The sequence below is a fragment of the Arthrobacter sp. UC242_113 genome (genome assembly GCF_044054585.1).
Taxonomy (GTDB): Bacteria; Actinomycetota; Actinomycetes; order Actinomycetales; family Micrococcaceae; genus Arthrobacter.
This window is the reverse complement of the sequence record NZ_CP171972.1, coordinates 32279-56905: the sequence shown is the minus strand read 5'-3', so window position 1 is coordinate 56905 and position 24627 is coordinate 32279. Positions and strand designations below refer to the sequence as shown.

Sequence of the window (24627 nt, the reverse complement as noted above, 5' to 3'; positions counted from 1 at the left end):
AGGGGACTCCGGCCCGCTTTGCGTTGCTGAAGGATACTGACGGCCCGTGAACGGCCTTGGAGGCGTTGTTTTTGTATGGCTGGCTTTATCAGTTGGCGTGCAGCGAATCGTTCAGCTCTACAGTACGTCCGCCACGATGGAGAACCTCGACCTCGCCCGAGGTGGAGTTCCGGCGGAACAACAGGTTCGGCTTACCGGAAAGCTCGACGGCTTTCACGTGCTTGTCCTGTCCGCCGTTCTCCCGGCTGACGATACGTACCTTCGTGCCGGCTGTGACGTAAAGCCCGGCCTCAACAATGCTGTCGTCGCCGATGGAAATCCCTACGCCCGAATTGGCTCCCAAAAGGACGCGCTCACCCAGCGATACACGTTCCTTTCCGCCGCCCGAGAGCGTACCCATCACGGAGGCGCCGCCACCAACGTCCGAGCCGTTTCCGACGACTACGCCAGCCGAGACGCGGCCTTCGACCATTGAAACTCCCAGGGTTCCGGCGTTGAAGTTTACGAACCCCTCGTGCATGACGGTAGTGCCTTCGGCCAGGTGAGCCCCGAGACGGACCCGGTCAGCGTCGGCGATCCGGACGCCCGCGGGAACCACGTAGTCCACCATGCGGGGGAACTTGTCCACCCCATACACAGTGACGGTGCCGCGGGTCCTAAGGCGGGTCCTTGTCTCCTCGAAGTTCGAGACTTCACACGGGCCGAAATTCGTCCAGACCACGTTGGGCAGGACGGCAAAAATACCGTCCAGGTTCAACTCATTAGGGCGGACGAGACGATGGGAAAGCAAGTGAAGACGCAGGTAGGCATCTGCAGTGTCCCGCGGCGGCTCATCGAGATCTAGCTCTGTCAGGACGACTTTCAGGTGCACGCGTCTGTCGGTGTCGTCTCCGGTCGCGGCCAGCCGTGGCAGTTCGCTCGGAGGGGTAGCCGAGGGCTCAGGCTGCCCGAGCTGAGGGCTTGGATACCAGGTGTCCAACACGGTTCCGTTGCTGGACACCGTCGCTATTCCCCAGGCGTGGGCCAGCCTGGAGGCTGCCCCAGTGGGGGTGTCTTGAGGGAGGGTCTGTGTCATGGGAAAGACTCTAGGTGCGCGGGGGTGAGGCCGTCCCTGATCGAGGTAAAGAATTTCTGGAACCGGGTTGCTCACCTTCTGGCTCTGCAAGGGTTGTACGTCAGTCGCTACTGCGGTTGATTGATTGGGTCAAGGGTGTTTCAGATCACCACGCCGGGGTCAACCAACTATGGGCGAAGGAAAGATGGAAAGAGTAATTGTTTGTAGATGCGAGGACGTGTACCTCGACGATGTCGAAACTTCCCTCGCCGACTCCGACGGGCCCATGTCCGCGCACGAGCTGAAGCTGCAGACCAGGGCGGGCATGGGAGTCTGCCAGGGTCGCACGTGCGGCCCGCTGATCCGCTCGTTGCTGCGGGGGCATTCGGAACTGCTCGCGGATGCCCAGCTTGGGCCAGGCAGCAATGCACCAGCCCGTCCGATGACCCTTTTGGATCTTGCCGCATCCCGCAGTGACGCGGAAGCAAGGAGTGAGTGTGTTGAAGCGAATAAGTGACCATCCGGTCCTAGGGCCATTGAGCCAAGAAGAAATTGAGTTCGAATTTGATGGCAAGTCCTATCAAGGCATCAAGGGCGATTCCATCGCTTCTGCCCTGCTGGCAAATGGTGTCAGGACACTCAGGTTCTCGAACCGCGACGGAGAACCCCGGGGGATCTACTGCGGTATCGGCCACTGCTTCGAATGCAGGATGACCGTGAACGGTGTCCAGAGCGTCAGGGCCTGCATCACGCAGGCCTGCGACGGAGACGTTCTTGAATCCCAGGGTGAAAACCGCGGGGAGCGTCATGATGATTTCTGATGTAGTCGTAATCGGCGCCGGACCGGCCGGACTGAGCGCAGCAGTAACCGCCGCCGAAGCCGGTGCCGACGTTGTCGTGATTGACGAGAATCCCAGGGCCGGCGGAAAGCTACTTGGCCAGCTCCATGAAGAACCCGGCACAGGCTGGTGGATAGGTGCCGAGATCTCAAAGAAGCTGGCTGAGCGGGCTGTAAACGCAGGTGTGCGTATCCTGACCAACCGGCAGGTCTGGAACATCTCTCAAAAATGGGAGGTTGCACTGGACACCGGCGAATGCGTGAAGGCCGACTACGCGGTTGTTGCCACTGGCGCTGCCGAACGCCCGCTGCCTGTTCCTGGATGGTCCCTGCCTGGTGTCATGGCCATCGGAGCTGCCCAGACGCTGACCAACTACTACCGGGTGAGGCCCGGGGACCGGATTGCGATCGTAGGGGTGGACCCCCTTTCCCTCACAGTCGCACATGAACTGAGCATGGCCGGTGCGGATGTCGTGGGAATCTACCTGCCCGGTAAGAGCATTTTTGCCGGCACTCAAGCCGATCCTGACACCAACCTGGAGTATCTGGCCGGAATGTCCGACCTCGCCCCGAACGCGTTTCTTCGATGGGGCGGGAAGCTCGCAGCGAACAAGACCCTCAGAAAACTCGCACTGACGTTCTTCCCCAAGAGTGGCCTCCCGTTGATGGGGACCCGTCTGAACCTGAGGAAAAGCCTTGTTTCAATAGGCGGGAATGAACGCGTAGAGCATGTTGAAGTAGCAACGATCGATAGTCAGGGAAACCCCGGAAAGACCCGGACGGTCAAGGTGGACTGTGTCTGCATCTCCGGTGGGCTTTATCCTGTCCAGGAACTCACCCGCGACTGCGGTCTGGTGCGGATCGACCAACTCGGCGGGACCATTCCCCTCTACAGCCCGGAAATGGAAACCACCCAGGACAACCTCTTCGTTGCCGGGAACGTCACCGGAATCGAGGGAGCAAAAATTGCCATGGCCCAAGGCAACCTGGCCGGTACCGTTATCGCGTCCCGACTGGGTCTGCTCCAGGGCAAGGAAGCCATAGACCGGGCGGCAGCAGCGGTACGGTCTGCCCGGAAATCAAGCGCCATCACCTTCATGCCCGATATCGAGGAGGGCCGGCGGATCGCTGACGATCTATGGCTTGAACGCGTGAGGGAAAATTCACTGGCACAAAAGGATGAGAGTTACGCATGAAAACGGCAGATGCCGTCGTTATCGGCGCAGGAGTATCCGGCAGTTCCATCGCCTTCCGCCTTGCACAGCAAGGCCTCAAGGTAGTCATCGTGGACAAGAACGGCCCGGGATCCGGAGCATCAGGCTCCTGTGACAAGGCCATCTTCATGCAGTCCAAACGGCCGGGCCTACATATGGAACTGGCCATGGCCAGCCGGCGAATGTATGACACGCTTGAAGCCGAACTGGAACAGAGCGTGGAGTTTGAGAGTGATGGCGGCATGGTCGTCATCGAAACCCCACGCCACATGGAGTTCATGAAGGACTTCATCGAAAAACAGCGCAAGGCGGGCATCTCCGTTTCCTTGATTGACGGGGACGCGGCCCGCACAGCCCAACCGTTCCTGGCCCCCCACATTTTGGGTGCCTCTTTCAGCCCCGACGACGCGGACGTGAACCCGCTTGCCCTGAACGCCGCCTTCTTCCGGGCCGCCAAACGTCATGGAGCCGTCCACCTAACTCACAGCGAAGTAATCGCAGTGAATACCGAGCGAGGTAAGGTGACGTCGGTCGAGACGACCCGCGGAAGCATTTCTACCGGACTCGCCATCAACGCTGCGGGTCCCTATGCAAAGAGCGTGGGGGCATTGTCCAACATCGACATCCCGGTGCAGCCCCGCCGCGGAACCATACTCATCTCCGAGTCCATCCCCAAGAAGGTGACCGGATGCCTACTCGACGCCCAATACATCGCATCGAAGCACCTGCGCTCAGATAACGATGACGCGCCGCCCTATGGTGTCGGGCTTTCACTCGGCCAAACCGTGTCCGGCAACCTTCTTATCGGCGGGAGCCGCGAATTCGCCGGCTTCGACAAGCGGCCCAACCAGGACGTCATCGCGACCATCGCAGCGCATGCCGCCCGAATCGCTCCGGAACTGGCGAAGACGCGGATCATCCGCACCATGACCGGTTTCCGGCCGTACACGGGGGACGGACTTCCCATCATTGACCGGGCAGCTGAGGTGGATGGCTACATCATCGCCGCTGGGCACGAAGGAGACGGCCTGGCCCTTGCTCCCCTGACTGGTCAGCTCGTGGTTGACCTCATCAAAGGCTCTGGACCAACGCATCATTTCCTGTCGGGTTTGCGGGTCGACAGGTTCGCGGGCTCGAAGCAGGACGCACCGGCTGCTGCACCGGGAACTACCGCAAACGCCGCGACCGAGGTACAGGTCCCCGCATAGGCAGTCGGCTCGGCACCACAGGAGAAAAGGCTTCGCGTTAGGCTCCACTAAATCCCAGTAGAAGAAACGCTCGTACGGCAGCACGGCCCAGCGTCGCAATTCCGGCGCGCAGATTGGACGACTTCAACATGCATCAGACCCTCCAGAACTTCATCAACGGGGAGTTCGTCACTCCGGCCGGCATCGGACTGCTGGACATCATCAACCCGACCAACGGGGAGGTGGTGGCTCAGTCGCCCATTTCGGTGCAGGCGGATGTGGATGCCGCCATGGCCGCCGCGCAGGACGCCTTCAAGACCTGGAAGCACGTCACCCCGGGCCAGCGGCAGCTGATGCTGCTCAAGCTCGCCGACGCCGTCGAGGCCAACAGCGATGAACTGGTGGAAGCCCAGCACCGCAACACCGGACAGGTGCGCTCCCTGATCGCCTCCGAGGAAGTGGCCGCCGGCGCCGACCAGCTGCGTTTCTTCGCCGGGGCTGCCCGCATCCTGGAGGGCAAGTCCGCCGGGGAGTACTTCGAGGGCCACACCTCCTACGTCCGCCGCGAACCCATCGGTGTAGTGGCCCAGGTGGCACCGTGGAACTACCCGTTCCTGATGGCCATCTGGAAGATCGGGCCGGCGCTGGCCGCGGGCAACACAGTTGTTCTCAAGCCCTCGGACACCACCCCGGAGTCCACCCTTGTCCTGGCCCGTCTCGCCGGGGAGATCTTCCCGGCCGGCGTCCTGAATGTTGTCCTGGGTACCGGCGAGACCGGCGCGATGATGGTGGACCACAAGATCCCCGGCTTGGTTTCCATTACCGGTTCCGTCCGGGCCGGTATCGCCGTGGCGTCCGGTGCCGCAAAGGGCCTCAAGCGCGCCCACCTGGAGCTCGGCGGCAAGGCTCCGGCCATCGTCTTCAAGGACGCCGATATCAAGAAGAGCGCCGCGGCAATCGCCGAGTTCGCGTTCTTCAACGCCGGACAGGACTGCACTGCCATCACCCGCGTGCTGGTGGAGGAGTCGGTGCACGAGGATCTGGTCACAGCCATGGTGGAGCACACCCGCACCCTGCACACCGGTTCGCAGAACGACGAGGACAACTACTTCGGCCCGCTGAACAACGTCAACCACTTCAACGCGGTGCGGTCGGTGGTCGATCACCTGCCTCTCCATTGCAAAATCGAAACGGGTGGCCGTCAGGCGGGGGAGAAGGGCTACTTTTTCGAGCCCACCATCATCACCGGCGCCAAGCAGACCGACGACGTGGTCCAGAAGGAGACCTTCGGCCCCGTCATCACCGTGCAGAAGTTCAGCACCGAGGAAGAAGCCGTTGAACTGGCCAACGGCGTGGAATACGCCCTGGCATCCAGCGTCTGGACGTCCAACCACGGCACCGCCATGCGCCTGAGCCGCGACCTGGACTTCGGCGCCGTCTGGATCAACACGCACATCCTCCTCACCGCCGAAATGCCCCACGGCGGCTTCAAGCAGTCCGGCTACGGCAAGGACCTCTCCATGTACGGCGTGGAGGACTACACCCGCATCAAGCACGTCATGAGTGCACTCGACGCCTGAAAGTAAGCACATGAGCAAATTTCTGGACCTGAGCAGGGACGTCGCAGAGTTGACCGCTGACCTCATCGATATCCCCAGTGTTTCCGGCTACGAAAAGACCATCGCGGATGTCGTTGAAGAGTCGTTGAAGCGGCAGCCGCACCTGAACGTCACCCGGTTCGGAGATACCGTCGTGGCCCGAACTGAACTTGGACGAGCTGAACGGGTCCTCCTGGCAGGGCATCTTGATACTGTTCCGCTTCCAAGCGCAGCAGAAGCGCGCGGATCAGTTCCGAGCCGATGGCTGGGGGAGACCCTTTACGGCCGCGGAGCGACGGACATGAAGGGGGGAGTGGCTGTTCAGCTTGCCCTGGCCCATCACCTCGCCCGTCCCGAGAAGGACCTTACATTCGTCTTCTATGACCATGAAGAAGTGGAGGCGGCCAAGAGCGGCCTCCTCCGGGTGGCAACACAGGCGAGAGCACTGGTGAACGCAGATCTGGCGGTACTTCTGGAACCGACAAACGGCCTGGTGGAAGCCGGCTGCAACGGAACACTGCGTCTACGTGCCGCAACGGAAGGAACAGCCGCACACTCAGCTCGGGCATGGATGGGTGACAATGCCGTCCACAAGCTCGCTGACCTGCTTAGAACCCTGCGTGACTACCAGCCGGCCTCCGTATATGTGGACGGCCTGGAATACCGTGAGGGGCTGAACGCCGTGGGCATCGGCGGAGGAATCGCCGGTAACGTCATCCCCGATGCCGCCTACGTTGACATCAACTACAGATTTGCACCCGACAAGTCGGTGGATCAGGCCGAAGAACACGTTCGACGTCTCTTGAACGGTTATCAGCTGGTCAGAACGGACGCTGCCGGCGGCGCCCGGCCGGGGTTGGGGAATACTGCCGTCCAGAGCCTGGTCAGTGCTGTCGGGGGCACCCCCCAACCGAAGTACGGCTGGACCGACGTCGCCAGGTTCGCCGAACTGGGGATCCCTGCTGTCAATTTTGGGCCGGGAGACGCGCTCCTTGCACACACCGACGACGAGCATGTCCTCGCATCGGACGTCCGGAAATGCCTGGGAGCGTTGCTGGATTGGCTGACGTAAGGGGCTTCTGCCGGAATAGAATTAGCAGGCCCCGCTGGCTATGCCGGATTAGCGCAAGGAGAAGACATGCGGTTGGTCAAGGGAAACCTGAACATCATCAATCTGCGAACCCTGCAGATGGTGATAGACACCGGATCTCACACGGCAGCGGCGAAGAAGCTGGGCTACACCACTTCTGCAGTATCACAGCAAATAGCTGCCTTGGAAAAAGCCCTTGGCGTTGACCTCTTCGAACGGGGGCCCAGAAGCCTCTGGCCAACGCCTGCCGGCCTTGCGATGAGTGCCCACGCCGACATAGTCCTCCGTCAGGTGGCCCGCGCCGAGGATGAGATGCAGGCCTACGCATCCGGTTCCCAAGGGAGTCTCCGTATTGGTGCATCGGGGACAGCGGCTGCCCAGCTGGTGCCCCGGGCCTTGTCACGGCTTTCAATGCGCTACGCAGCTGCCGACATATCGCTGGAAGACATCAGCCTTCAAAAGGGGCTGGCGAACTCCGTCCTGGAGGGCCTTACGGACCTGGGAATTATTTATGAGTACGCCAAGGTGCCGATACCGCGCCCGGAAGGCTTGGTCATCAAACCAATTCTCGACGAAGAGTTGGTGGTAATAAGCGCTGCACATACCGCAGGAAAAACGGGTGACAAGGTCCCACTGGAGGATTTCGCGAACGAAAATTGGATTACGAACGAGGTGGGTTCTGCAGGCGCGGAGAATTTTGGGGAGATGTGCCAACTGGCCGGCTTCGAGCCGAACATCGGGTTCCACAGCAACGATTTTGACGTCATCAGGGGCCTGGTCAAAGAAACCATTGGTGTAGCCCTCGTGCCGGCCTTGGCGTTGGGTATCGACCGGGGCATCGCATTTCATCGGCTGATGGACCCGCCGCGGCGGATGGTCCATGTCGCGCACCGCGCTTCAGACATGAACCCCCTCCTCGCGGTAACCATGGCTGCACTGCGCGAAGCGGCCGAGGACTTCATCGATTGGACGACAGATGCTTTCGAGGTTCACCTGGATAGCCCCGTGGCGTCCATTGTTTCTGACTAATCTGTACAAACGTTGTTGGCGTCTCCTGCCACATGAGCATCGAGCCTGCAATCGTGCCTGAGTTCCCGGTGACATGCGCCTGCCCGGAACCCGCAGCAGACTGATTTGTGTCGGTCATGCTTGTGCTTCTGAAGTCTGGAATTCCAAGTCCAGCGAGCGTAGCGTCAGCGAAAAAGCAGTAGGCGGCGGCATACGATTCCTCATCAAAAAGGCCGGCGCCTGTTTTGAGGGGACCAGAACGATGGCTGGATGGAATGCTGACACTGCGGCTGGCCCTGTAGGTGCCGGCACAGTCACTCTGGTGGAAGGAACGTCCTTCTGCATTTCTTTGCAGAACGGAGACATGCACGCGGAATATCCGCACGGACTGTTCGTCCAAGACAGCCGTGTCCTGTCTGGCTGGTTTCTTACCGTGAATGGGATGCCGCTGGAACCGTTGGCAGCGGAAATCAAGGAACCCTACCGTGCGCTTTTCGCTGGCCGCGTTACCCGCTCAGACGGGTACGCAGACAGCCCTCTGATCGTAGAGCGGCTACGTGAGATTGGAGAGGGTATCCAGGAACAGGTGACTGTTCGCAACTACTCCCTTGCACCGGCAGACTGCTTGGTTTCATTTCAGGTAGAGGCAGATTTCGCGGACCTTTTCGAGGTCAAGGAGGCGCGGATTCAGCGGCGGTGGCAGGAAACCCGGCATTTGGACGGCGAGACGCTGAATATTGAAGCCACGTGGCAGGACCTTTGGAAAGGCGTCACAGTTCTGGCGCCCGGAGCAGACATATCGTCTGACGCCCTTACTTACCGGATTGCTGTTCCGCCACATGGATACTGGAACGCCGTGGTGACCGTGATGCCCAAGGGCAAAAAAGTCCGGTCCGGAGCCTTTTTTGTCCATTCCAGTGCGAACGAAGATTCTCCCCGGGACCGACGCCGTCAGGAATGGGTGGCGAAGATTCCGGTGTTGCACATGGCAAACCAGTCCATTGAGCGAACCCTGAGGCGCAGTTATGACGACTTGGGCGCCCTGCGCATCGAGGACCCGAACCACCCGAACCGCGTTGTCGTAGCCGCAGGGGCGCCATGGTTCATGACGCTTTTCGGCAGGGATTCTCTTTGGGCTTCAAACATGGCATTACCAGTCGATCCCTCCCTCGCGCTGGGCACGCTTCAGACATTGGCGGACCGTCAGGGGACCGTCGTTGATCCCATAACGGAGGAAGAACCCGGCAAGATTTTGCATGAGGTCAGACTGGACGTTTCCAGTAACCTCTCCCTGGGCGGCCAGTCGGCGTATTACGGCAGCGTTGATGCGACACCGCTGTTTGTTGAGGTGCTGGGGTCAGTCAGCCGCTGGGGATTCGCCAAAGAGAGCATCGCTGCCCTCCTGCCGCACGCGGACCGGGCTATTGATTGGATTCGGAACTACGGCGATAAGGACGGCGACGGTTTTGTTGAATATGAACGTCTCAATCCTCAGGGCCTGATCAATCAAGGCTGGAAGGACTCCTGGGACGGAATCAACTTCGCCGACGGCCGGCTGGCCGAACCCCCGATCGCACTCTGCGAGGTGCAGGCTTATGTATACACCGCTTACTTGTCCAGGGCATGGATGGCATATGACGCCGGGGACGTTCAATTGGCGAAGGACCTGGTTGACCGTGCGGCGCGGCTGAAGAAACAGTTCAATGAGCAGTTCTGGATCCCGGAGCGCGGGTACTACGCCGTTGCTTTGGATGGCAAGAAGCGGCAGGTCGACGCTTGTGCCTCAAACATGGGGCAATGCCTGTGGCACGGCATTGTCGACGAAGATAAGGTTCCGTTAGTGGTCCAAAAGCTGATGTCTCCGGAAATGTTCAGTGGATGGGGCGTTCGTACTTTGGCCAGCGATATGGGCGCTTACAATCCGGCGAGTTACCACAATGGATCAATCTGGCCGCACGATAATGCTCTAATTGCCAGTGGCCTGCTCCGCTACGGTTTCGTGGCGGAGGCGCAGCGGATTGCCTCGGCACTGCTGGAGGCAGCTGAGCATTCCGACGGGCGGCTGCCGGAGCTGTTTTGCGGGTTTCCCCGGGACCAATTCACTCAACCTGTGCCATATCCGACAGCATGCTCGCCTCAGGCATGGGCGGCGACAACGCCAATACTGCTCATAACCAGCCTGATGCAGTACGACACACACGTGTCACGCGGAGGGCTTTGGATGGATCCCGTATTGCCGGAGGCTTTTGGCGACCTGCACATCACCAATGCTCCGATGGCTGGTGGCCGGATAACCATCGACGTTATCAATTCCGTTCCAACAGTTCATGGACTGCCCGAGGGCATGGTGTTCCATCGTGGACACAGACCCTGGCTCACGGAACTCGTCAACCAGGCAAACCAGTCCCAGGGGAACTAGAGGACCATCCGCTTCGGCAGGGGGCATTCAATGCTTCACCAAAGAGGTTGGATACGTTCAGGACATGCAGAGAGGGGGTTCACCGCCAGACGTCGGTGAACCCCCCTTGACTAATTACAGCCGTCCGGCGGTCTCGAGGGGGAGAGAGGACCTGACGCCTGCCACAGCGTCCCTGACTGCGGAAACCAGACCGTCAACGTCTTCGTCAGTGGTGTCGAACGAACACATCCACCGCACCTCGCCACTGTCCCTGTCCCAGTCGTAGAACCGGAAAGAGCGCCTGACGATATCCGCTGCCTCCGGCGGCAGCGCCGCAAAGACGCCGTTTGATTGCGTATCCCTGGTCACGTGGACGCCGTCGATAGCTTCCACGCCTCTGCGCAGGCGCGACGCCATCTCATTCGCATGCGCCGCAGACCGCAGCCAGAGATCCGACTCCAGAAGGGCGATCAACTGGGCAGAGACGAAGCGCATCTTGGAGGCAAGCTGCATGTCCATCTTGCGGAGGTGCTTCATGCCCCCGCCCGTCTCCGAATTCAGGACGATGACCGCTTCTCCATAGAGAAGTCCGTTCTTCGTGCCTCCAAAGGAGACGATATCCACGCCGGCATCCGCAGTGAAGGCCTTGAATGGGACACCAAGATGGGCGGCGGCATTAGCGAGTCGGGCGCCGTCCATATGCAGCTTCATTCCCCGGGAGTGCACATGTTCAGCTATGCGCTGCACTTCTTCGGGTGTGTAGCAGGTTCCCACCTCAGTTGTCTGTGTGATCGACACAGCCAGCGGCTGAGCCCTGTGTTCATCTCCCCAGCCCCAGGCTTCTTTGTCGATCAGCTCCGGAGTCAGTTTGCCGTCCGTAGTGGCGACCGGAAGAAGCTTGATTCCGGCAACCCGCTCCGGCGCTGCATTTTCGTCGGTATTGATGTGGGCGGTGTCCGCGCAGATCACCGCTCCCCAGCGGGGGAGGAGTGTCTGCAGCGACAGTACATTGGCGCCGGTGCCATTGAAAACAGGATAGGCGACTGCTGCAGGCCCGAAGTGCGCCTTTATGACGTCCTGCAGCCGTTCCGTGTATTCGTCCTCGCCGTAGGCGACAACGTGACCGCCATTGGCTGCCCGGACGGCCTCGATGATTTCCGGATGTGCTCCGGCATAGTTGTCAGAGGCGAATCCCCTCACCGCAGGGTTGTGGAGGGGGCCAGTCATCGCTGTGCTCCGCTGAGAGCAGCGTCAGCGGTGGCCTTCGATGATGTACCCAGACGGATCCGCTTGCCGTTCAATTCACCGGCGTCCGCGTCGAAAACGTCGACGACAGCCTCGGCGAGTACATCAACATGCGTGAAGCCAGGGAACTTTCGCTCCGGCTGGGCTGCACGCATGCGTTCGTCGAGCAGTGCCTTGACGACAAACACCAGGCTGGCCGACGAGAGCGGCCCTTCCGAGTCCTTCTCGAAACCGTCTGCAACTGCCAGCGTCCAAGCTTCCGCCGCGGACTTCACGGCAGCGTAGGCGGCATTGTCGGCCGTGGGGCTGGCCACCGACTCAGCCGACACAATCGCAAGCCGCCCTGCCGGCGACTGGATCAAGTCATCAAAAAACGCGCGGCTGGTATTCCTCAGGGTCGTCAAAATTCCGGTGTGGAGGAAGTCCCAGTCGTCGTCAGCCTGGCCCTTGACACCCTTGCCGCCGCGCCAGCCTCCGACGAGGTGGATAAGTCCGTCGACAGGACCCAGTTCGCTCCGGATGGTGGCGGCCAGTTCATTCACCGAGTCCATGTCCGCAAGATTGCATGTATAGCCGGTGACATTGTCATGGGCGGCTGCCAGCTCGCGGACCCGGTCCTCGCGAATATCGACCGCTGCCACCTTCGCGCCAGCCTTCGAGAGTGCGCTGACTACTGCCGCTCCGGCGGCACTGGTGGATCCGGCTACGACTACGGTTCGACCGGACAGGTTCTCCGTCATTCTGCTGCCTCTTCCTGGAATTGTGCCGATGCGTCCCCGGTGATGCCGGCGGTCGATTCAATGACCGGCCGCATCTTCTTCTCGAGCGCCTCGTAGAACATTGAGAGCGGAAATTCGTCGTCGAGGACCTGGTCGGTGAGTCCACGAGGGGGTCCGTCGAGAGGGAGGGCCTCCGGCCCCTTTGCCCACACGGAAGCAGGGTGGGGGGTCAAAGTCTCGGAAATCATCGTGTAGGCCGCCAGCCAGTGGGCCATCTTCGGCCGGTCGATCGAGCGCCAATAGAGCTCCTCAACCCGCAGTGCGAGCTCGACGACGACCTTGGCTGCGTCCTTCCAGTCAATGCTCAGCTTTCCATCAGTCCAGTGGAGGACCCTGTGCTGGTGCATCCAGGCGAAGAGCAGCTGACCGCCTACAGCGTCGTAGTTGCGGACACGGCTTCCGGTGATGGCGAACCGGAAAATGCGGTCGAAAATTACAGCGTATTGAACAAGTTTCGCGTGCTTGCGTGCCTCTTCGGACGATGTTTCGTCTTTTTCGATAAGGACGGATTCCTTGAACGCCGTGAGGTCACAGCGCAGCTCTTCCAGCGAGTACAGGAAGTACGGCATCCGCTGCTTGATCATGAAGGGATCGAAGGGGAGATCTCCGCGCATGTGGGTACGGTCGTGGATCAGGTCCCACATGACAAACGTTTCCTGGCACAGCTTCTGGTCATCAATGAGCGCAGCAGCATCGGCGGGAAGGTCCAGCGAAGTGATTTCCGATGCGGCTTGCAGAACGCGCCGGAAGCGGGCTGCTTCACGGTCGGCAAAGATGGCTCCCCAGGTGAATGTGGGCGTGGAACGGACCGCCACGCTTTCCGGGAACAGGACTGCCGAGTTGGTGTCGTAGCCGGGGGTGAAGTCCCAGAAGTGCACGGGCACGAAGAGTTTGTTCGAGTACCTGGTGGCCTCCAGCTCATCAATGAACTCGGGCCAGATGACATCGAGCAGCACGGCCTCTACGAACCGGTTGGTGCTGCCGTTCTGGGTGTACATCGGGAAGACCACCAAGTGGGGCAGACCGTTGATGCGCCACTGCTGCGGCTGGAAGGCTAGCAGCGAATCCAGGAAATCCGGCTCTTCCAGACCGGCGGCCTGCCACTTCTGGAAATCCTGCACCATACGTTCGAGGTATTCGTGGTCGTGCGGCAAATGCGGCTGGATCTGCTGGATCGAGGCAATGATGCTGTCGATATCCGCGTTGGCGCGGGGGTGGTTCGCGCTGTCGGGGACAGAGCCGTCCTTGACCTGAAGCTGCTGCAGGTCAATGACCGACTCTTTCAGGCTTTTCCATGCAGGCAGCGACCTGATGTCTGCAGCCTGGAGCTGCACTTCCTCTTGCGCCTTAACTGACATTAGTTATGTCCTTCCAGTGGGTGGGTGCACCGAGACTACAAAGGCCTTCAATGTCAGCGACAGGGTAAGAGCAGTGGCGTTTCTGATACTTCGTTTAGCAAAGTTTTCACTGCCGGGCTCCCAACCAGCCGGGAACACTCTTCGCCGTCAAAATCGGCTTACCCTATGTCATACAAGCCTATTTGCAGCCATAGGTCTTTGCATCGAAGTTTCCGACACCCATATGCGCGTAGGCTTCATAGAAATGGACTCGCTGCTCAAGGCCTGTCCGGTGCGACTGGAGCCCCGTTTCACATCGTCCCGAACCAGAGGTCTGAAGTGAGCTACAGTTCCTCTTCTACTTCGTCCAGTCATCCTTAAGGTGGACCTGTTCTTTCCCGGTTGAGCCTGTGAGTACTATCACAGGCAGCAGATGTTCTTGCGGATCTCGGTCCGTTGAAATCCGCGATTCATCCCCCCTTAGGCGTGGCCATCTATGGCCCCAGAAAGGACACTGCGATGGCTTCTACGCCACAGTTCACAATCGATAATTCCCCTGCGGTTGGTTTTCACTACCGTCTCGCAATCTTCACGGGCGGCGGAAAGTTCGTCGACGGCTACACCCTGGGTGTCCTGTCGATCGCTCTCGCTGTCCTCCCGGCCAATTTCGGGATGACACCGCTGTTATCCGGACTTGTCGGATCGGCAGCATTGATCGGCCTCTTCCTGGGGAGCATCTGCTTCGGTCAGGTCGCAGACCGTATCGGCCGCAGAAAGCTCTATCAGATTGACTTGGCGATCTTCCTGGTCGCCTCGATCGCGCAGTTCTTCGTGACGGACCCGACTCAGCTCTTCCTCGTGAGGCTGGTACTGGGTATCGCTATTGGCATCGACTACGCCGTCGGCCCGACCTATCTTTCCGAGATGATGCCCCTGAAACTCCGGGGACCGCTGCTGGGCAGCCTGGCCGCAGTGTGGCGGTTCGGCTTCCTTGCCTCCATCGGTGTTGGCGTCTTGCTGAACAGCCTCAACCTCGGTGCCGACGCCTGGAAGTGGATCCTGGTTACCAGCGCCATCCCGTCGGCGATCGTGATGCTTCTGCGGCTGGGTTCGCCCGAATCGCCCCGCTGGCTGGTGGCGAAGGGCCGCGTCGCTGAGGCGGACGCAATCGTCAAGAAGCACATCAACCCCAACACGGGCGTGGATGACCTCGTGGAAGCACTCGCGAACGCCAATGAAAAGCGCCGGTCTGCTGGTGAAACCTTCAGACTGCTGTTTAGCCGCAAGTGGCGTGCGCGGACGCTTTTCGCGGGCTTCTTCTGGATCGCTCAGGCAACCCCGCAAACTGCAATCTTCACCTTCCTTCCGACTCTGTTCCTGGCCCTCGGGGTTGCAAACGGATTCACACCGACGCTGATTCAGAATGCCTTCTTCGCCGTCGGCGGAATCGTCGGCATGCTGATTGTGAACAAATTCAGCCGCCGGGGAATGCTGATCACCACTTTCTGGATGATGGCCGTATCTGTGTTGGCACTGGCCATCCTTCCGAAGCCCGACGCCATGCTGGTCATCATTTGCCTTTGCATTTACGCATTCATCGAAGCCATCGCCGGGAACCTGCAGTTCATTTATCCCGCTGAACTCTTCCCCACGTCGATGCGAGCAGCGGGCGTCGGCATGGCAGCGGCCCTAAGCCGGATCGGCGCTGCAATTGGCACCTTCGTGCTGCCCATCATTGTTGCCACCTATGGAGCACAGACTTTGATGATCGGCACCGTCGTCCTGCTGGCACTCGGGGCATTCGTTTCCTGGAAGGTTGCACCCGAAACCGGCGGCCGCGCGCTGGTTGAGGAGCCTCCCGCAAACAATGGGTCGCCACGTACGGAAGCCACGGCTGTCTGAACAACAACCGCCGGCAAAGGTTAGGTCCCAGTAAGAGCGGATAAGAACCCTCACGGGTGCCCTAGTTTCAGAAAAGCGACGCTCTGAGACTGGGGCACCTTTTTATCTGCGATGTCCTAACCACTACTACTAGTCCCACTTAGCTGGCAAGAACGGGTATCTAGAAACCGGAATAGCCGTCTCGACTTGCCACCTAAAGGCACGCAACTTTCCGCCGAAGACGAGAAGAGCAAATGTTTCGAATCCCATAGCACGATCCGCCGCGTTACAACGACGGGCGCCTCCCAGGTAGACGATATTCCGAACTCGGCTGTCGGCAGCATCATCCCGCATGCCCTTGTACTGGGCGTAGGTTGCTGCCGCATTCCCTGGCGTCCGATAAGTTCCGGGGGAGTGGCCCCCGCCGTGGGGCGGAAGGGATTGGGCAGGGGGGGCATCTGTGAGTCCTTGTGAGTCCCTGTGAGTCTACTCCCTCATGCAGTGGCTAGAACCTTCGGCCGGTCGCTGCGATGGTATTTGCGGGGGCGTCAGGATGGTTCGAAGTCCCGGTTTATTGACAGCGGTTCATGACCTTCTCAGATCCCACCCTGACAGTTATTGGGCGAGGAAAACGCATGGGGAAGCTCGAGAATGATCGAAACAGTCCTCAGATTCTGGCCTTCATGACTCGGCTTGGGGCATTCGGTGCATGTGTCACCTGTTGTACCCGGGGCGGGCACCGGAGAACCAGTGGGAGCTCCGCCCATTGGCGAAGTCCTCCCTGTTCAGGCGAACATGACGTCAGATTTGGGTGTGCTTCAAAATGTTAGGCGGTCAGACACTTCTGGCACGCAGCACGTCGCGGCTCCTTACTTCAGAAGGTGTTAGTTGTAGCCGCAAAAATGGTGGACGCACTGGTGATCAGCTTGGTCCGAAGGGCCACTGGCACCTCGTAAGGTCAAGTACGCCGGGGGAGCAAAGAACCTCGAACGCGGTCACGTCCGCCCGCTCTATGGTTTTTCCCGTAGATTCGGGGGCCGAGCAGCAGCGCGGCGGGGCCGCTACATACCGATTGGCGCTACGACTCGTCGGCGATGGGCTTTAACCCGTCACGGAGTACAGCCTTTTTTGTTGCAAAGGCAAGGGTGCTTGAAACCGGTATCAATGCAAAGTATTTGGCGTCAATTCTGCCCTCGCGGGGAGCTGCAATTACATCGACAGCGCAATCCCGCAAGCCGTGATGGCCCCAAGCGGCTTGTGACGAATGCTGCGGGGCGATGGACCCTGCGGTTAAGGCAGCTGGACCGGCTCCTTGAGGAGCCCCACTAACGTTTTTGCCTCGATTCAGAGTGGATGCAAAGGGTTCTTGCCCGGCCTGGAGTGAGCGGATGGAGGGACTTCCCTGTCGTTTCGCGGTGGTACAACAGGCGGCTGGAGGGTCAAGGTGCGGGGCTGGAACCCCCTTAAAGATACCGGTGTCTACTCCTCTTGCCAACTACTCTAGATACCGGTGTCTCAGAAGCGTAAAGTTCACTCTGATCAATTGACATAGCGGTTTACCTAGGAAATACTTTTGTTGCATGAGTGATCGCGATCACTCCCTCCCCCTTTAAGCCCTCCAACCTAGGAGCAGTAGGCATGACCGAACAGACAAAACTATGGGGCGGCCGGTTTGCCGGCACGTCCAGCCCGGAACTCAGCCGCTTCTCGCGATCTGATCCCAAATACTTCCGCATGGCTCCTTACGACCTGCACGGGTCCCGGGCGCACGTCAAGGAACTTAACCGCTCTGGCCTCATTGATGATGCAGAGCTGGCCGTCTTCCTTAACACCATCGATGAGTTGTCCCGCGACATTCAGGAAGACCGTGTCGTACCTCTGGAATCAGACGAGGATGTGCACACGTTCCTCGAGCGGATTTTGATTGAACGGATGGGACCGACAGGGGGCAAGATCCGTGCTGGGCGCTCCCGCAATGATCAGGCCGCCAACGACCTCCGACTCTACATGCGTGACAAGGTTCGCTCCGTCAGTGAACTCCTGATCGAATTGACGAACGCGTTGGCAAGCCAGGCGGACCAGCATCTTCACACGCCGGTGCCCGGCTTTACGCATCTGCAGTCCGCGCAGCCGGTGGTTTTTGGTCATCAAATCCTGGCTCATGCCCAGCCACTTATCCGCGACCTTGAGCGGTTCCAGAACTGGGATACAAGGGCGGCTGTATCCCCCCTCGGCGCGGCGGCCCTTGCCGGGTCAACGTTCGCACTCAATCCGGAGCTGGCTGCAAGAGACCAGGGCTACGAGACGAGCGCAGAAAACTCCATCGATGCTGTGGGCAGCCGCGACGCTGCCATCGAATTCCTCTTCGTGTGCTCCCTGACGCTTATTGACATCTCCCGCCTCTGTGAGGAAATCATCTCTTGGGCATCACAGCAGTTCCGCTGGATAACCATGGACGATGCTTACTGCACTGGCAGCTCGATCATGCCGCAAAAGAAGAACCCGGATATTGCGGAGCTGGCCAGGGGCAAGGCGGGACGCGTCCTTGGAGATCTTATGGGCCTGATGGCGGCGGTCAAGTCTTTGCCGCTGGCCTACAACCGCGACCTGTCCGAGGATAAGAACGCCGTTATGGACGCCGTTGAGACTCTCGAAGTCGCCCTTCCGGCTCTGACAGGTCTGGTGCGGACCTTCACGGTCAACGTTGAAGAGGTACGTCGTCAGGCAACTGCGGGGTTTACGCTGGCCACGGAAGTGGCCGACTGGTTGGCACGCCAGGGCATTCCGTTCAGCGAGGCGCATGAAATCTCGGGAGCGCTGGTGCGCTTCTGCGAAAGTAATGGCTTGGACTACGACGACCTGAGTGATGAGCAGCTGGCATCGGTTGATCCGCGCCTGACCCCTAATATTAGGGCTGTGCTCACAGTGGAGGCAGCTCTCGAGGCCCATTCCGGGTTTGGAGGGACGTCGCCTGCCAGGGTGGCCGAACAGCTGACACGGCTGCGGGCAAAGCTGGACCAGCACAAGAGTTGGGCGGCGGATTATGACGGTCTGCGGGTCAGGCCGGTAACGCGGGTTGATCATGAGCCCGGTCAGCGCTGATATACGCGGCGCAGCATCTAACCCCCACGATCAGGAAAAAATCATGAACATTCAAACAGAGCCGAGCGTCAAGGGCGCTGCTTCGGTCGATCTGAAAATTGTCCCCCGACGCCACGTGGGGCGGTGGATCGGGGCCGCAGGGGTGGTCCTATTCCTCGTGTGGTTGGGAGTTTCCTTCTACCGCGCGAAGATCGACTGGGCTACCGTTCAGGAGTACCTGACGGTCCCGGTATTGATCCAAGGCATCGGTGTGGCCTTGCTCCTGACCGCGGTTGCGATGGCGCTGGGTCTGCTTCTTGGCGTCATCACGGCCGTGATGCGCCTGTCCAAGAACCCCGTGGTTTCCGGGGTCGCCTGGCTCTATATCTGGGTCTTCCGTGGCACACCTGTCTATCTGCAGCTGCTGATGTGGTTCAACCTGGCCCTGATCTTCCCGGTCATCGGGATCCCCGGGCTCTACTCCGGCCGCATGATCGATGTCCTCACTCCCTTTATCGCGGCATCCATTGGTCTTGGCCTGAACCAGGGCGCCTACACCTCCGAGGTTGTCCGAAGCGGCATCCTTTCCGTGGACGAAGGTCAGACCGAAGCCGCGCAGGCAGTGGGAATGACCAAGCTGCAGGCCATGCGCCGCATTGTTCTGCCCCAGGCAATGCGGGTCATCATCCCACCAGTCGGAAACGAAGTGATTGGGATGCTCAAAACCACTTCCCTGGCTTCCGCGATCGGCGTGAGTGAAATTCTCTCCGAAGCCCAGCACATCTACTACGTCAACAACCGCATCATGGAACTGCTCATCGTCTGTGCTGTCTGGTATCTGGGCGCGGTATCCATCCTCAGCATCGGCCAGTTCTATCTCGAACGGTACTTCGCCAAGGGAGCCTCCAGCCGGCAACTGCCCCAGACACCCTTCCAGCGGATCAAGAGCATCTTCGGCACCAACAGGAAGGCACTGTCATGAGCACCAACGTTCTGGTCCGGGCCGAAAACGTCCACAAAAGCTTCGGCCTCAACGAAGTCCTCAAAGGCATCAACCTCGAAGTCCAAACAGGCGAAGTTGTCTGCCTCCTCGGAGCCTCCGGTTCCGGGAAGAGCACCTTCCTACGCTGCATTAACCACCTTGAAACGCTCTCAAACGGACGCATCTGGGTAGGGGACAAAGTCGTTGGCTACCGCCAGGAAGGGGACAAGCTCTACGAACTCTCGGACAAACAAGCAGCCCAGCAGCGTCGCTCCATCGGCATGGTCTTCCAAAGGTTCAACCTCTTCCCCCACATGACAGTGCTGGAAAACATCATCGAAGGACCAGTGCTCGTCAACAGGGTCAAACCTGCCGAAGCCAAACGACACGCCTCCGAACTCCTCGCCCGCGTCGGTCTGGCAGGACGCGAGTCCTCCTACCCCCGGCAACTCTCCGGCGGCCAGCAACAGCGCGTAGCCATCGCCCGGGCCCTGGCCATGAAACCCCAACTGATCCTCTTTGACGAACCAACCTCCGCCCTGGACCCGGAACTCGTCGGAGAAGTGCTCGACGTCATGAAAGACCTGGCCCGATCAGGACTCACCATGATCGTGGTCACCCACGAAATTGGCTTCGCCAAAGAAGTAGCAGACCGCGTCGCGTTCATGCATGACGGAGAAATCGTCGAACTCGGCCCACCCGCCGAAGTCCTCGGAAACCCCCAACACGACCGCACCAAAGCCTTCCTCTCCCGCGTCTTCTAACACAACACCCTCTACGAGCTGGAGCCACCATGAAGTATCTGAAGAGTGCCACACGGGCTGTGGCAATTAGCGCTGTTGTAGCTTTCGGCCTCACAGCCTGCGTGGGCGGGGCAGAGGATGTCGCCCCTGAAGCCGGTGCGACTCCCGGGCTCCCGCAGACCATCAAGGATGCAGGGAAAATTCGCGTTGGCACCTCCCCGAACTTCCCCCCGATGGAATTCCGTGACAGCGAGAACAAGCTTGCCGGTGTTGACATCGAACTGCAGGAGAAGCTTGGTGAGGTCCTGGGGGTGGAAATTGAAGTGGTCGAGTCCCCCTTTGACCAGTTGATTAACTCCGTCCAGACCGGGCGTGTGGATCTGGTGATGTCCGGCATCTCGGACACGCTGGAACGGCAGAAGACGGCTGACTTTGTGGACTACTTCAATTCGCAGGGAAGCCTGTACACGTCAGGCGCTCGTGCTGCAGAGTTCAAACAGGAGACGGACATCTGCGGGAAGAAGCTTGCCGTCAGCGGCAAGACTGACTACTTCGAGCAGGTCAAAGCCCTGAGCCAGACAGCATGCGTCGACAAGGGACTTCCTGCGGTGGATATTCTTCCTACCGACTCCGGTGCGGCGGCACGGCTGCAGATTGACCAGGGCCGGGTTGACCTTGCGGCGCAGGGACGGGAGAACCTGGCCTACTTCGAGCAGACTGAGCCGGGTAAGTACGCCGGGGTGCTCGAGCCGCTCGCCGCTAAGCCCTTTGGAATTCTGGTGATGAAAGGTGAAGAAGAGCTGGCCAATGCAGTGAAGGACGCTCTCAACACGGTCATCGAAAGTGGGGATTACCAGAAGATTCTCGACAAATGGGGCGTAGGCTACGGGGCGATGACCCCCGTAATCAACGGCGTGAAGTGACACAGTCCCAATCACCGAAGGTCGGGGCGGCGGTATGGCCGGAAGGCTACCGCACTGCCGTCGCCCTGGCCTTCGACCTTGACGGACCCACAGGTGACGCCATGTTGACGGGCACCATCTGGGACAAGCCTGAATACTTCAGCCAGGGTGCGTACGGTCCCTGGCGGGCCCTCGACCGGATCCTGGGGCTACTAAAAGATCACGGACTACCGGCGACTTTTTTTACCCCGGCCTGGGTGGTTGAGACGTGGCCACAGCAGTGCAGGCGCATTGTTGAGCAGGGCCACGAAATCGCGCACCACGGTTATATGCACGAGAAATATTGGGATCTCACCCTAGCCGATCAACGAAGAGTCATCGAGACCAGCCAGCGGATCTTCCGCGAGGTCCTTGGTACCACCGCCATAGGCTTTCGGACACCGTCAGGGGACTGGCGGCCCGAAACCCCCGCTCTTCTGGAAGAAATGGGGTTCCACTACTCGAGCTCCATGCGAGGCGATGATCGTCCCTACTACCATCCTGGCGGCAAGCTCATTGAGATCCCCGCACGCTCGGATATGGACGATTATGCCTCCCTGGCCTTCACCACCAACCCGGACTGGCCCTCCGGCGGGGACCGGATCGCTAGCTACGAGCTGACACTTGATAACTGGACCCGTGAATTCGACGGCTACCACGCGGAAGGCTTGTGCCTCTCTACGATTTTCCATCCCAAGGTAGTGGGCAAACCCGGCCGTGCAACTTTGTTGGATCGCTGGTTTCAGCACATGACGGAGGGCGAGGACGTGTGGTTCGCGACCAGCAGGGACGTGGCCTCGTGGTGGCGGCAAACCGAAACTTCCCACGGCAATAGAGGACTCGGACAGTGAAACCGTTCAGCGGAACTGCACAGGGGCGATGGCCAGAGGGCAAGAAGTGTGCCTTCGTCGTAACGGTGGGCTTCGAAGCAGAGCTCTCTGTCCTCGCGGCAGCTCCCGATGCCAGCGATCGAGCCAAGAGCCTTTCGGTTGGTCAGTACGGGGCAACCCGGGGCGTTGACCGACTGCTCACAGAATTGGACCGCACAGACACCAAGGCCAGCTGGTTTGTTCCAGGGGCAAACCTCTCCACCTACCCCCTTCAGGTCGATTCGATTGTTGAGGCAGGCCACGAACTTGGCAATATGGGGTGGGCCTTGGAAGACATGGGTTCACTGTCGCTCAGGGAACAACTGGACTGTATCGGCCGGAGCCAGGACGCCTTCGAATCCCTGCTGGGGATACGGCCTAAAGGCTTTCGCGCTGGCCGGGGGTCGTACGCGCCCGGGCTCACCGAAGCGTTGGTAGCAGAAGGCTTTACCTGGTCATCGTCCTGGCATGGTGATGACCTTCCACATTTTCACGCCGGGACCGCTTCCGGCCTGGTGGAAGTGCCCCGACAGCATGAACTCGACGATTACCCCTATTTCGTTTTCAACCTTGACCCGCCCCTGCCCAAAGGTAGCCCGCGAATAGCCTCGAGCCGCGAGGTCCTGCGCAACTGGATACTCGAATTCGACGCCCACCGTGCGGAGGGCCTCTGCTTCGTCCTGACCCTGCACCCGGAAATTATTGCCACCCCCGGACGGATCCTGATGCTGCGCAAATTTATGGATCATGTCCATGCCTGGAGCGACGTTTGGCATGCCACCGGCGGTGACGTAGCCCGATGGTGGAAGCAATGGGCCGAACCCAACCACCCCGACCATCCTGCTGAGATATTCCACGCACTTACGAGCAAAGGCGTCCTACATGACGAACGAATTTACGACATCTGAAAAGATTGCTCATTTCATATGCGGGCTGGCGCCGGGGGACATTCCCGCCGACGTACTGCACAGGGCCAGGCTCCACATCCTTGACACCCTCGGAGCAGGGATTGCCGGCTCCGCATCCCTGGAAGTCCGTTTAGGTCGTGAAGGCCTTGGTGCGGCATATGGGACGCCGCCTCCTGAAGGAGGCGTGTTCCTCTGGGGAACATCATCCAAAATGCCGGCACTTGGAGCTGCTTTCGTCAATGGCCTGGCCTGTCACGCCTTTGAACTCGACGACTCAGGCGGGTGCGACCATTCGGGAGCCGTCGTCCTGCCGGCAGCACTTGCTGCCGTCGCCTTGCGTACCGACGGGGGCGACGGTGGGGCGGCTGATGTCGATACTGCAGTAACCACCGCAACCCTGCTTCGTGCTGTCGTCAGCGGATATGAAGTAGCCCGCCGCGTTCAGTCCGCACTCGGCGGATACGACTCCGTCAACAATGCGGGGTGGCATTCAACCGGGGTGTGCGGAACCTTCGGAGCAGCAGTGGCATCCGGCGTCATCCTCGGACTGACTGCCCGACAAATGGTGTCAGCAATCGGTTTGGCGGGTTCATTCACGGGCGGTACGTGGTCGTTTATCGGGGACGGCGCGATGTCCAAGCGATTGCACGTAGGACGGGCCGCAGAAGCAGGCCTGAACAGTGCCCTCTTAGCCAAAGCGGGGTTTACAGGACCACGCGACCTGTTTTCGGCCCCTTGGGGAAGCTTCCTGAAACTCTACGGACAAGCTCGGGACATAAACGAATCCGAGCTTTACCACTCTCTGGGCTGCGAGTGGCAGATCAGCCAAGCCTCGATCAAACCTTACGCGACCTGCCGCAGCACCCATTCCGCCATCGACGCCATCCTGGACCTGCGCTCACGACACGGCATCACCGCGGAGTCGGTACGTTCCGTCACTGTCAGCACGAGCGCGCTCATCGCTGACATGTGCGGCAAAGCCGATACCCGTTCGCTCGTTTCCACCCAATTGAGCATGCAATTTGCCCTCGCAGCGGCGCTATTGCACGGTGAAGTAGGACTTGAACAAATCACCGAACAAGGACGGTCCAACCCGCGGCTGACTGACCTCATGGGACGCATTCGACTGCAGATTGACCCCTCGCAGAACGGTGGCTCGGCGGAACCGCGACTGTCCGTCGAAACCAATACAAATACTTGGGTGGTCCAGGCTGTCCGCGCGAAAGGCGCCTCCACCAACAGGCTCAGCGACGACGAAACACTAAGCAAATTCACGCGCCTTGCCGCCACCAGACTTTCGCAGGGCGCCGCAGAGTCCATCGTCTCGTTGGTCATGAACTCCGATGACATGGACAACGCCTCCCGGCTTCTACCCCTGCTCGCGACTGATTCAGAACCCGCGTTACTGGAATAAGAACCTAGGCCCCACCCGCGCACGGGCCTTACCGATGCAAACCCACAAAGAAGGACAGGC

The 24627-nt window shown here is 59.9% G+C and carries 20 protein-coding genes; 16 read left to right on the top strand and 4 right to left on the bottom strand.

The annotated features are described in order from the left end of the window. Positions 1 to 88 precede the first annotated feature (88 nt). Positions 89 to 1075, bottom strand: a complete 987-nt coding sequence (gene dapD / locus ACHMXB_RS22075; RefSeq protein WP_395405895.1) for a 2,3,4,5-tetrahydropyridine-2,6-dicarboxylate N-succinyltransferase — start codon at positions 1073 to 1075, stop codon at positions 89 to 91. A 169-nt stretch (positions 1076 to 1244) separates the two neighbouring features. Between dapD and ACHMXB_RS22070 the strand changes: the two genes are divergently transcribed. The 8 genes from ACHMXB_RS22070 to ACHMXB_RS22035 all read left to right on the top strand — a co-directional run bounded on the left by ACHMXB_RS22070 (position 1245) and on the right by ACHMXB_RS22035 (position 10408). Beyond that, positions 1245 to 1571, top strand: a complete 327-nt coding sequence (locus tag ACHMXB_RS22070) for a (2Fe-2S)-binding protein (protein WP_395405893.1) — start codon at positions 1245 to 1247, stop codon at positions 1569 to 1571. 19 nt (positions 1572 to 1590) lie between these two features. After that, positions 1591 to 1875 carry a (2Fe-2S)-binding protein gene (locus ACHMXB_RS22065; protein WP_205653084.1) on the top strand — a complete coding sequence of 95 codons (285 nt, stop codon included), beginning with the start codon at positions 1591 to 1593 and terminating at the stop codon, positions 1873 to 1875. After that, positions 1862 to 3088 carry an NAD(P)/FAD-dependent oxidoreductase gene (locus tag ACHMXB_RS22060; protein WP_395405891.1) on the top strand — a complete coding sequence of 409 codons (1227 nt, stop codon included), beginning with the start codon at positions 1862 to 1864 and terminating at the stop codon, positions 3086 to 3088. The genes ACHMXB_RS22065 and ACHMXB_RS22060 overlap by 14 nt, the downstream gene beginning before the upstream one ends. Beyond that, on the top strand, positions 3085 to 4314 hold the full coding sequence (locus tag ACHMXB_RS22055; RefSeq protein WP_395405889.1) for an NAD(P)/FAD-dependent oxidoreductase: 1230 nt from the start codon (positions 3085 to 3087) through the stop codon (positions 4312 to 4314). Before ACHMXB_RS22060 ends, ACHMXB_RS22055 begins: the two co-directional genes overlap by 4 nt. Positions 4315 to 4442: 128 nt before the next feature. Continuing rightward, a complete protein-coding gene (locus ACHMXB_RS22050) occupies positions 4443 to 5873 on the top strand; it encodes an aminobutyraldehyde dehydrogenase (RefSeq protein WP_395405887.1) in 1431 nt (476 codons plus the stop codon). Positions 5874 to 5883: 10 nt separating this feature from the next. Continuing rightward, positions 5884 to 6963, top strand: a complete 1080-nt coding sequence (dapE, locus tag ACHMXB_RS22045; RefSeq protein WP_395405885.1) for a succinyl-diaminopimelate desuccinylase — start codon at positions 5884 to 5886, stop codon at positions 6961 to 6963. A gap of 66 nt (positions 6964 to 7029) precedes the next feature. Continuing rightward, the gene (locus ACHMXB_RS22040) at positions 7030 to 8010 is read left to right on the top strand and encodes a LysR family transcriptional regulator (protein WP_395405883.1); all 981 of its coding nucleotides are present in this window, start codon (positions 7030 to 7032) and stop codon (positions 8008 to 8010) included. A gap of 241 nt (positions 8011 to 8251) precedes the next feature. Beyond that, on the top strand, positions 8252 to 10408 hold the full coding sequence (locus ACHMXB_RS22035) for a glycogen debranching N-terminal domain-containing protein (protein WP_395405977.1): 2157 nt from the start codon (positions 8252 to 8254) through the stop codon (positions 10406 to 10408). A gap of 114 nt (positions 10409 to 10522) precedes the next feature. On the opposite strand, the gene ACHMXB_RS22030 is transcribed toward ACHMXB_RS22035, so the two are convergent. Genes ACHMXB_RS22030 through ACHMXB_RS22020 form a run of 3 tightly spaced genes read right to left on the bottom strand, consistent with a single transcriptional unit; the run spans position 10523 to position 13769 of the window. Next, positions 10523 to 11614, bottom strand: a complete 1092-nt coding sequence (locus ACHMXB_RS22030) for a threonine aldolase family protein (RefSeq protein WP_395405881.1) — start codon at positions 11612 to 11614, stop codon at positions 10523 to 10525. After that, on the bottom strand, positions 11611 to 12372 hold the full coding sequence (locus ACHMXB_RS22025; RefSeq protein ID WP_395405879.1) for an SDR family NAD(P)-dependent oxidoreductase: 762 nt from the start codon (positions 12370 to 12372) through the stop codon (positions 11611 to 11613). Before ACHMXB_RS22025 ends, ACHMXB_RS22030 begins: the two co-directional genes overlap by 4 nt. Then, on the bottom strand, positions 12369 to 13769 hold the full coding sequence (locus tag ACHMXB_RS22020) for a DUF6421 family protein (RefSeq protein ID WP_395405877.1): 1401 nt from the start codon (positions 13767 to 13769) through the stop codon (positions 12369 to 12371). Before ACHMXB_RS22020 ends, ACHMXB_RS22025 begins: the two co-directional genes overlap by 4 nt. 465 nt (positions 13770 to 14234) lie before the next feature. Here ACHMXB_RS22020 and ACHMXB_RS22015 point away from each other — a divergent pair, with 465 nt between their 5' ends. From ACHMXB_RS22015 to ACHMXB_RS21980, 8 genes are all read left to right on the top strand, one after another. Further along, positions 14235 to 15650 carry an MFS transporter gene (locus ACHMXB_RS22015; RefSeq protein WP_395405875.1) on the top strand — a complete coding sequence of 472 codons (1416 nt, stop codon included), beginning with the start codon at positions 14235 to 14237 and terminating at the stop codon, positions 15648 to 15650. Positions 15651 to 17267: 1617 nt separating this feature from the next. Further along, positions 17268 to 18731, top strand: coding sequence for an argininosuccinate lyase (gene argH / locus ACHMXB_RS22010; RefSeq protein WP_395405873.1), 1464 nt, complete (start codon positions 17268 to 17270; stop codon positions 18729 to 18731). 43 nt (positions 18732 to 18774) lie between these two features. Then, positions 18775 to 19692, top strand: a complete 918-nt coding sequence (locus tag ACHMXB_RS22005) for an amino acid ABC transporter permease (protein WP_395405871.1) — start codon at positions 18775 to 18777, stop codon at positions 19690 to 19692. Next, positions 19689 to 20456 (top strand): amino acid ABC transporter ATP-binding protein, encoded by a 768-nt coding sequence (locus ACHMXB_RS22000; RefSeq protein ID WP_395405869.1) that lies wholly within the window; start codon positions 19689 to 19691, stop codon positions 20454 to 20456. Before ACHMXB_RS22005 ends, ACHMXB_RS22000 begins: the two co-directional genes overlap by 4 nt. Positions 20457 to 20557: 101 nt before the next feature. Next, complete coding sequence (locus ACHMXB_RS21995; protein ID WP_395405867.1) at positions 20558 to 21358, top strand: ABC transporter substrate-binding protein; 801 nt, start codon at positions 20558 to 20560, stop codon at positions 21356 to 21358. Beyond that, positions 21355 to 22227: a polysaccharide deacetylase gene (locus ACHMXB_RS21990; protein WP_395405865.1), complete on the top strand. Its 873-nt coding sequence runs from the start codon at positions 21355 to 21357 to the stop codon at positions 22225 to 22227. The genes ACHMXB_RS21995 and ACHMXB_RS21990 overlap by 4 nt, the downstream gene beginning before the upstream one ends. Further along, positions 22224 to 23153, top strand: a complete 930-nt coding sequence (locus tag ACHMXB_RS21985; RefSeq protein WP_395405863.1) for a polysaccharide deacetylase — start codon at positions 22224 to 22226, stop codon at positions 23151 to 23153. The genes ACHMXB_RS21990 and ACHMXB_RS21985 overlap by 4 nt, the downstream gene beginning before the upstream one ends. Next, positions 23128 to 24567 carry an MmgE/PrpD family protein gene (locus tag ACHMXB_RS21980; protein WP_395405861.1) on the top strand — a complete coding sequence of 480 codons (1440 nt, stop codon included), beginning with the start codon at positions 23128 to 23130 and terminating at the stop codon, positions 24565 to 24567. The genes ACHMXB_RS21985 and ACHMXB_RS21980 overlap by 26 nt, the downstream gene beginning before the upstream one ends. Positions 24568 to 24627 lie beyond the last annotated feature (60 nt).

Coding starts and splice junctions, on each gene's coding strand:
- argH (WP_395405873.1), top strand. CDS start 17,268: ATGACCGAACAGACAAAACTATGGGGCGGCCGGTTTGCCGGCACGTCC.
- ACHMXB_RS22035 (WP_395405977.1), top strand. CDS start 8,252: ATGGCTGGATGGAATGCTGACACTGCGGCTGGCCCTGTAGGTGCCGGC.
- ACHMXB_RS22020 (WP_395405877.1), bottom strand. CDS start 13,769: ATGTCAGTTAAGGCGCAAGAGGAAGTGCAGCTCCAGGCTGCAGACATC.
- ACHMXB_RS22055 (WP_395405889.1), top strand. CDS start 3,085: ATGAAAACGGCAGATGCCGTCGTTATCGGCGCAGGAGTATCCGGCAGT.
- ACHMXB_RS22000 (WP_395405869.1), top strand. CDS start 19,689: ATGAGCACCAACGTTCTGGTCCGGGCCGAAAACGTCCACAAAAGCTTC.
- dapE (WP_395405885.1), top strand. CDS start 5,884: ATGAGCAAATTTCTGGACCTGAGCAGGGACGTCGCAGAGTTGACCGCT.
- dapD (WP_395405895.1), bottom strand. CDS start 1,075: ATGACACAGACCCTCCCTCAAGACACCCCCACTGGGGCAGCCTCCAGG.
- ACHMXB_RS22070 (WP_395405893.1), top strand. CDS start 1,245: ATGGGCGAAGGAAAGATGGAAAGAGTAATTGTTTGTAGATGCGAGGAC.
- ACHMXB_RS22040 (WP_395405883.1), top strand. CDS start 7,030: ATGCGGTTGGTCAAGGGAAACCTGAACATCATCAATCTGCGAACCCTG.
- ACHMXB_RS22005 (WP_395405871.1), top strand. CDS start 18,775: ATGAACATTCAAACAGAGCCGAGCGTCAAGGGCGCTGCTTCGGTCGAT.
- ACHMXB_RS22025 (WP_395405879.1), bottom strand. CDS start 12,372: ATGACGGAGAACCTGTCCGGTCGAACCGTAGTCGTAGCCGGATCCACC.
- ACHMXB_RS22030 (WP_395405881.1), bottom strand. CDS start 11,614: ATGACTGGCCCCCTCCACAACCCTGCGGTGAGGGGATTCGCCTCTGAC.
- ACHMXB_RS22060 (WP_395405891.1), top strand. CDS start 1,862: ATGATGATTTCTGATGTAGTCGTAATCGGCGCCGGACCGGCCGGACTG.
- ACHMXB_RS21980 (WP_395405861.1), top strand. CDS start 23,128: ATGACGAACGAATTTACGACATCTGAAAAGATTGCTCATTTCATATGC.
- ACHMXB_RS22050 (WP_395405887.1), top strand. CDS start 4,443: ATGCATCAGACCCTCCAGAACTTCATCAACGGGGAGTTCGTCACTCCG.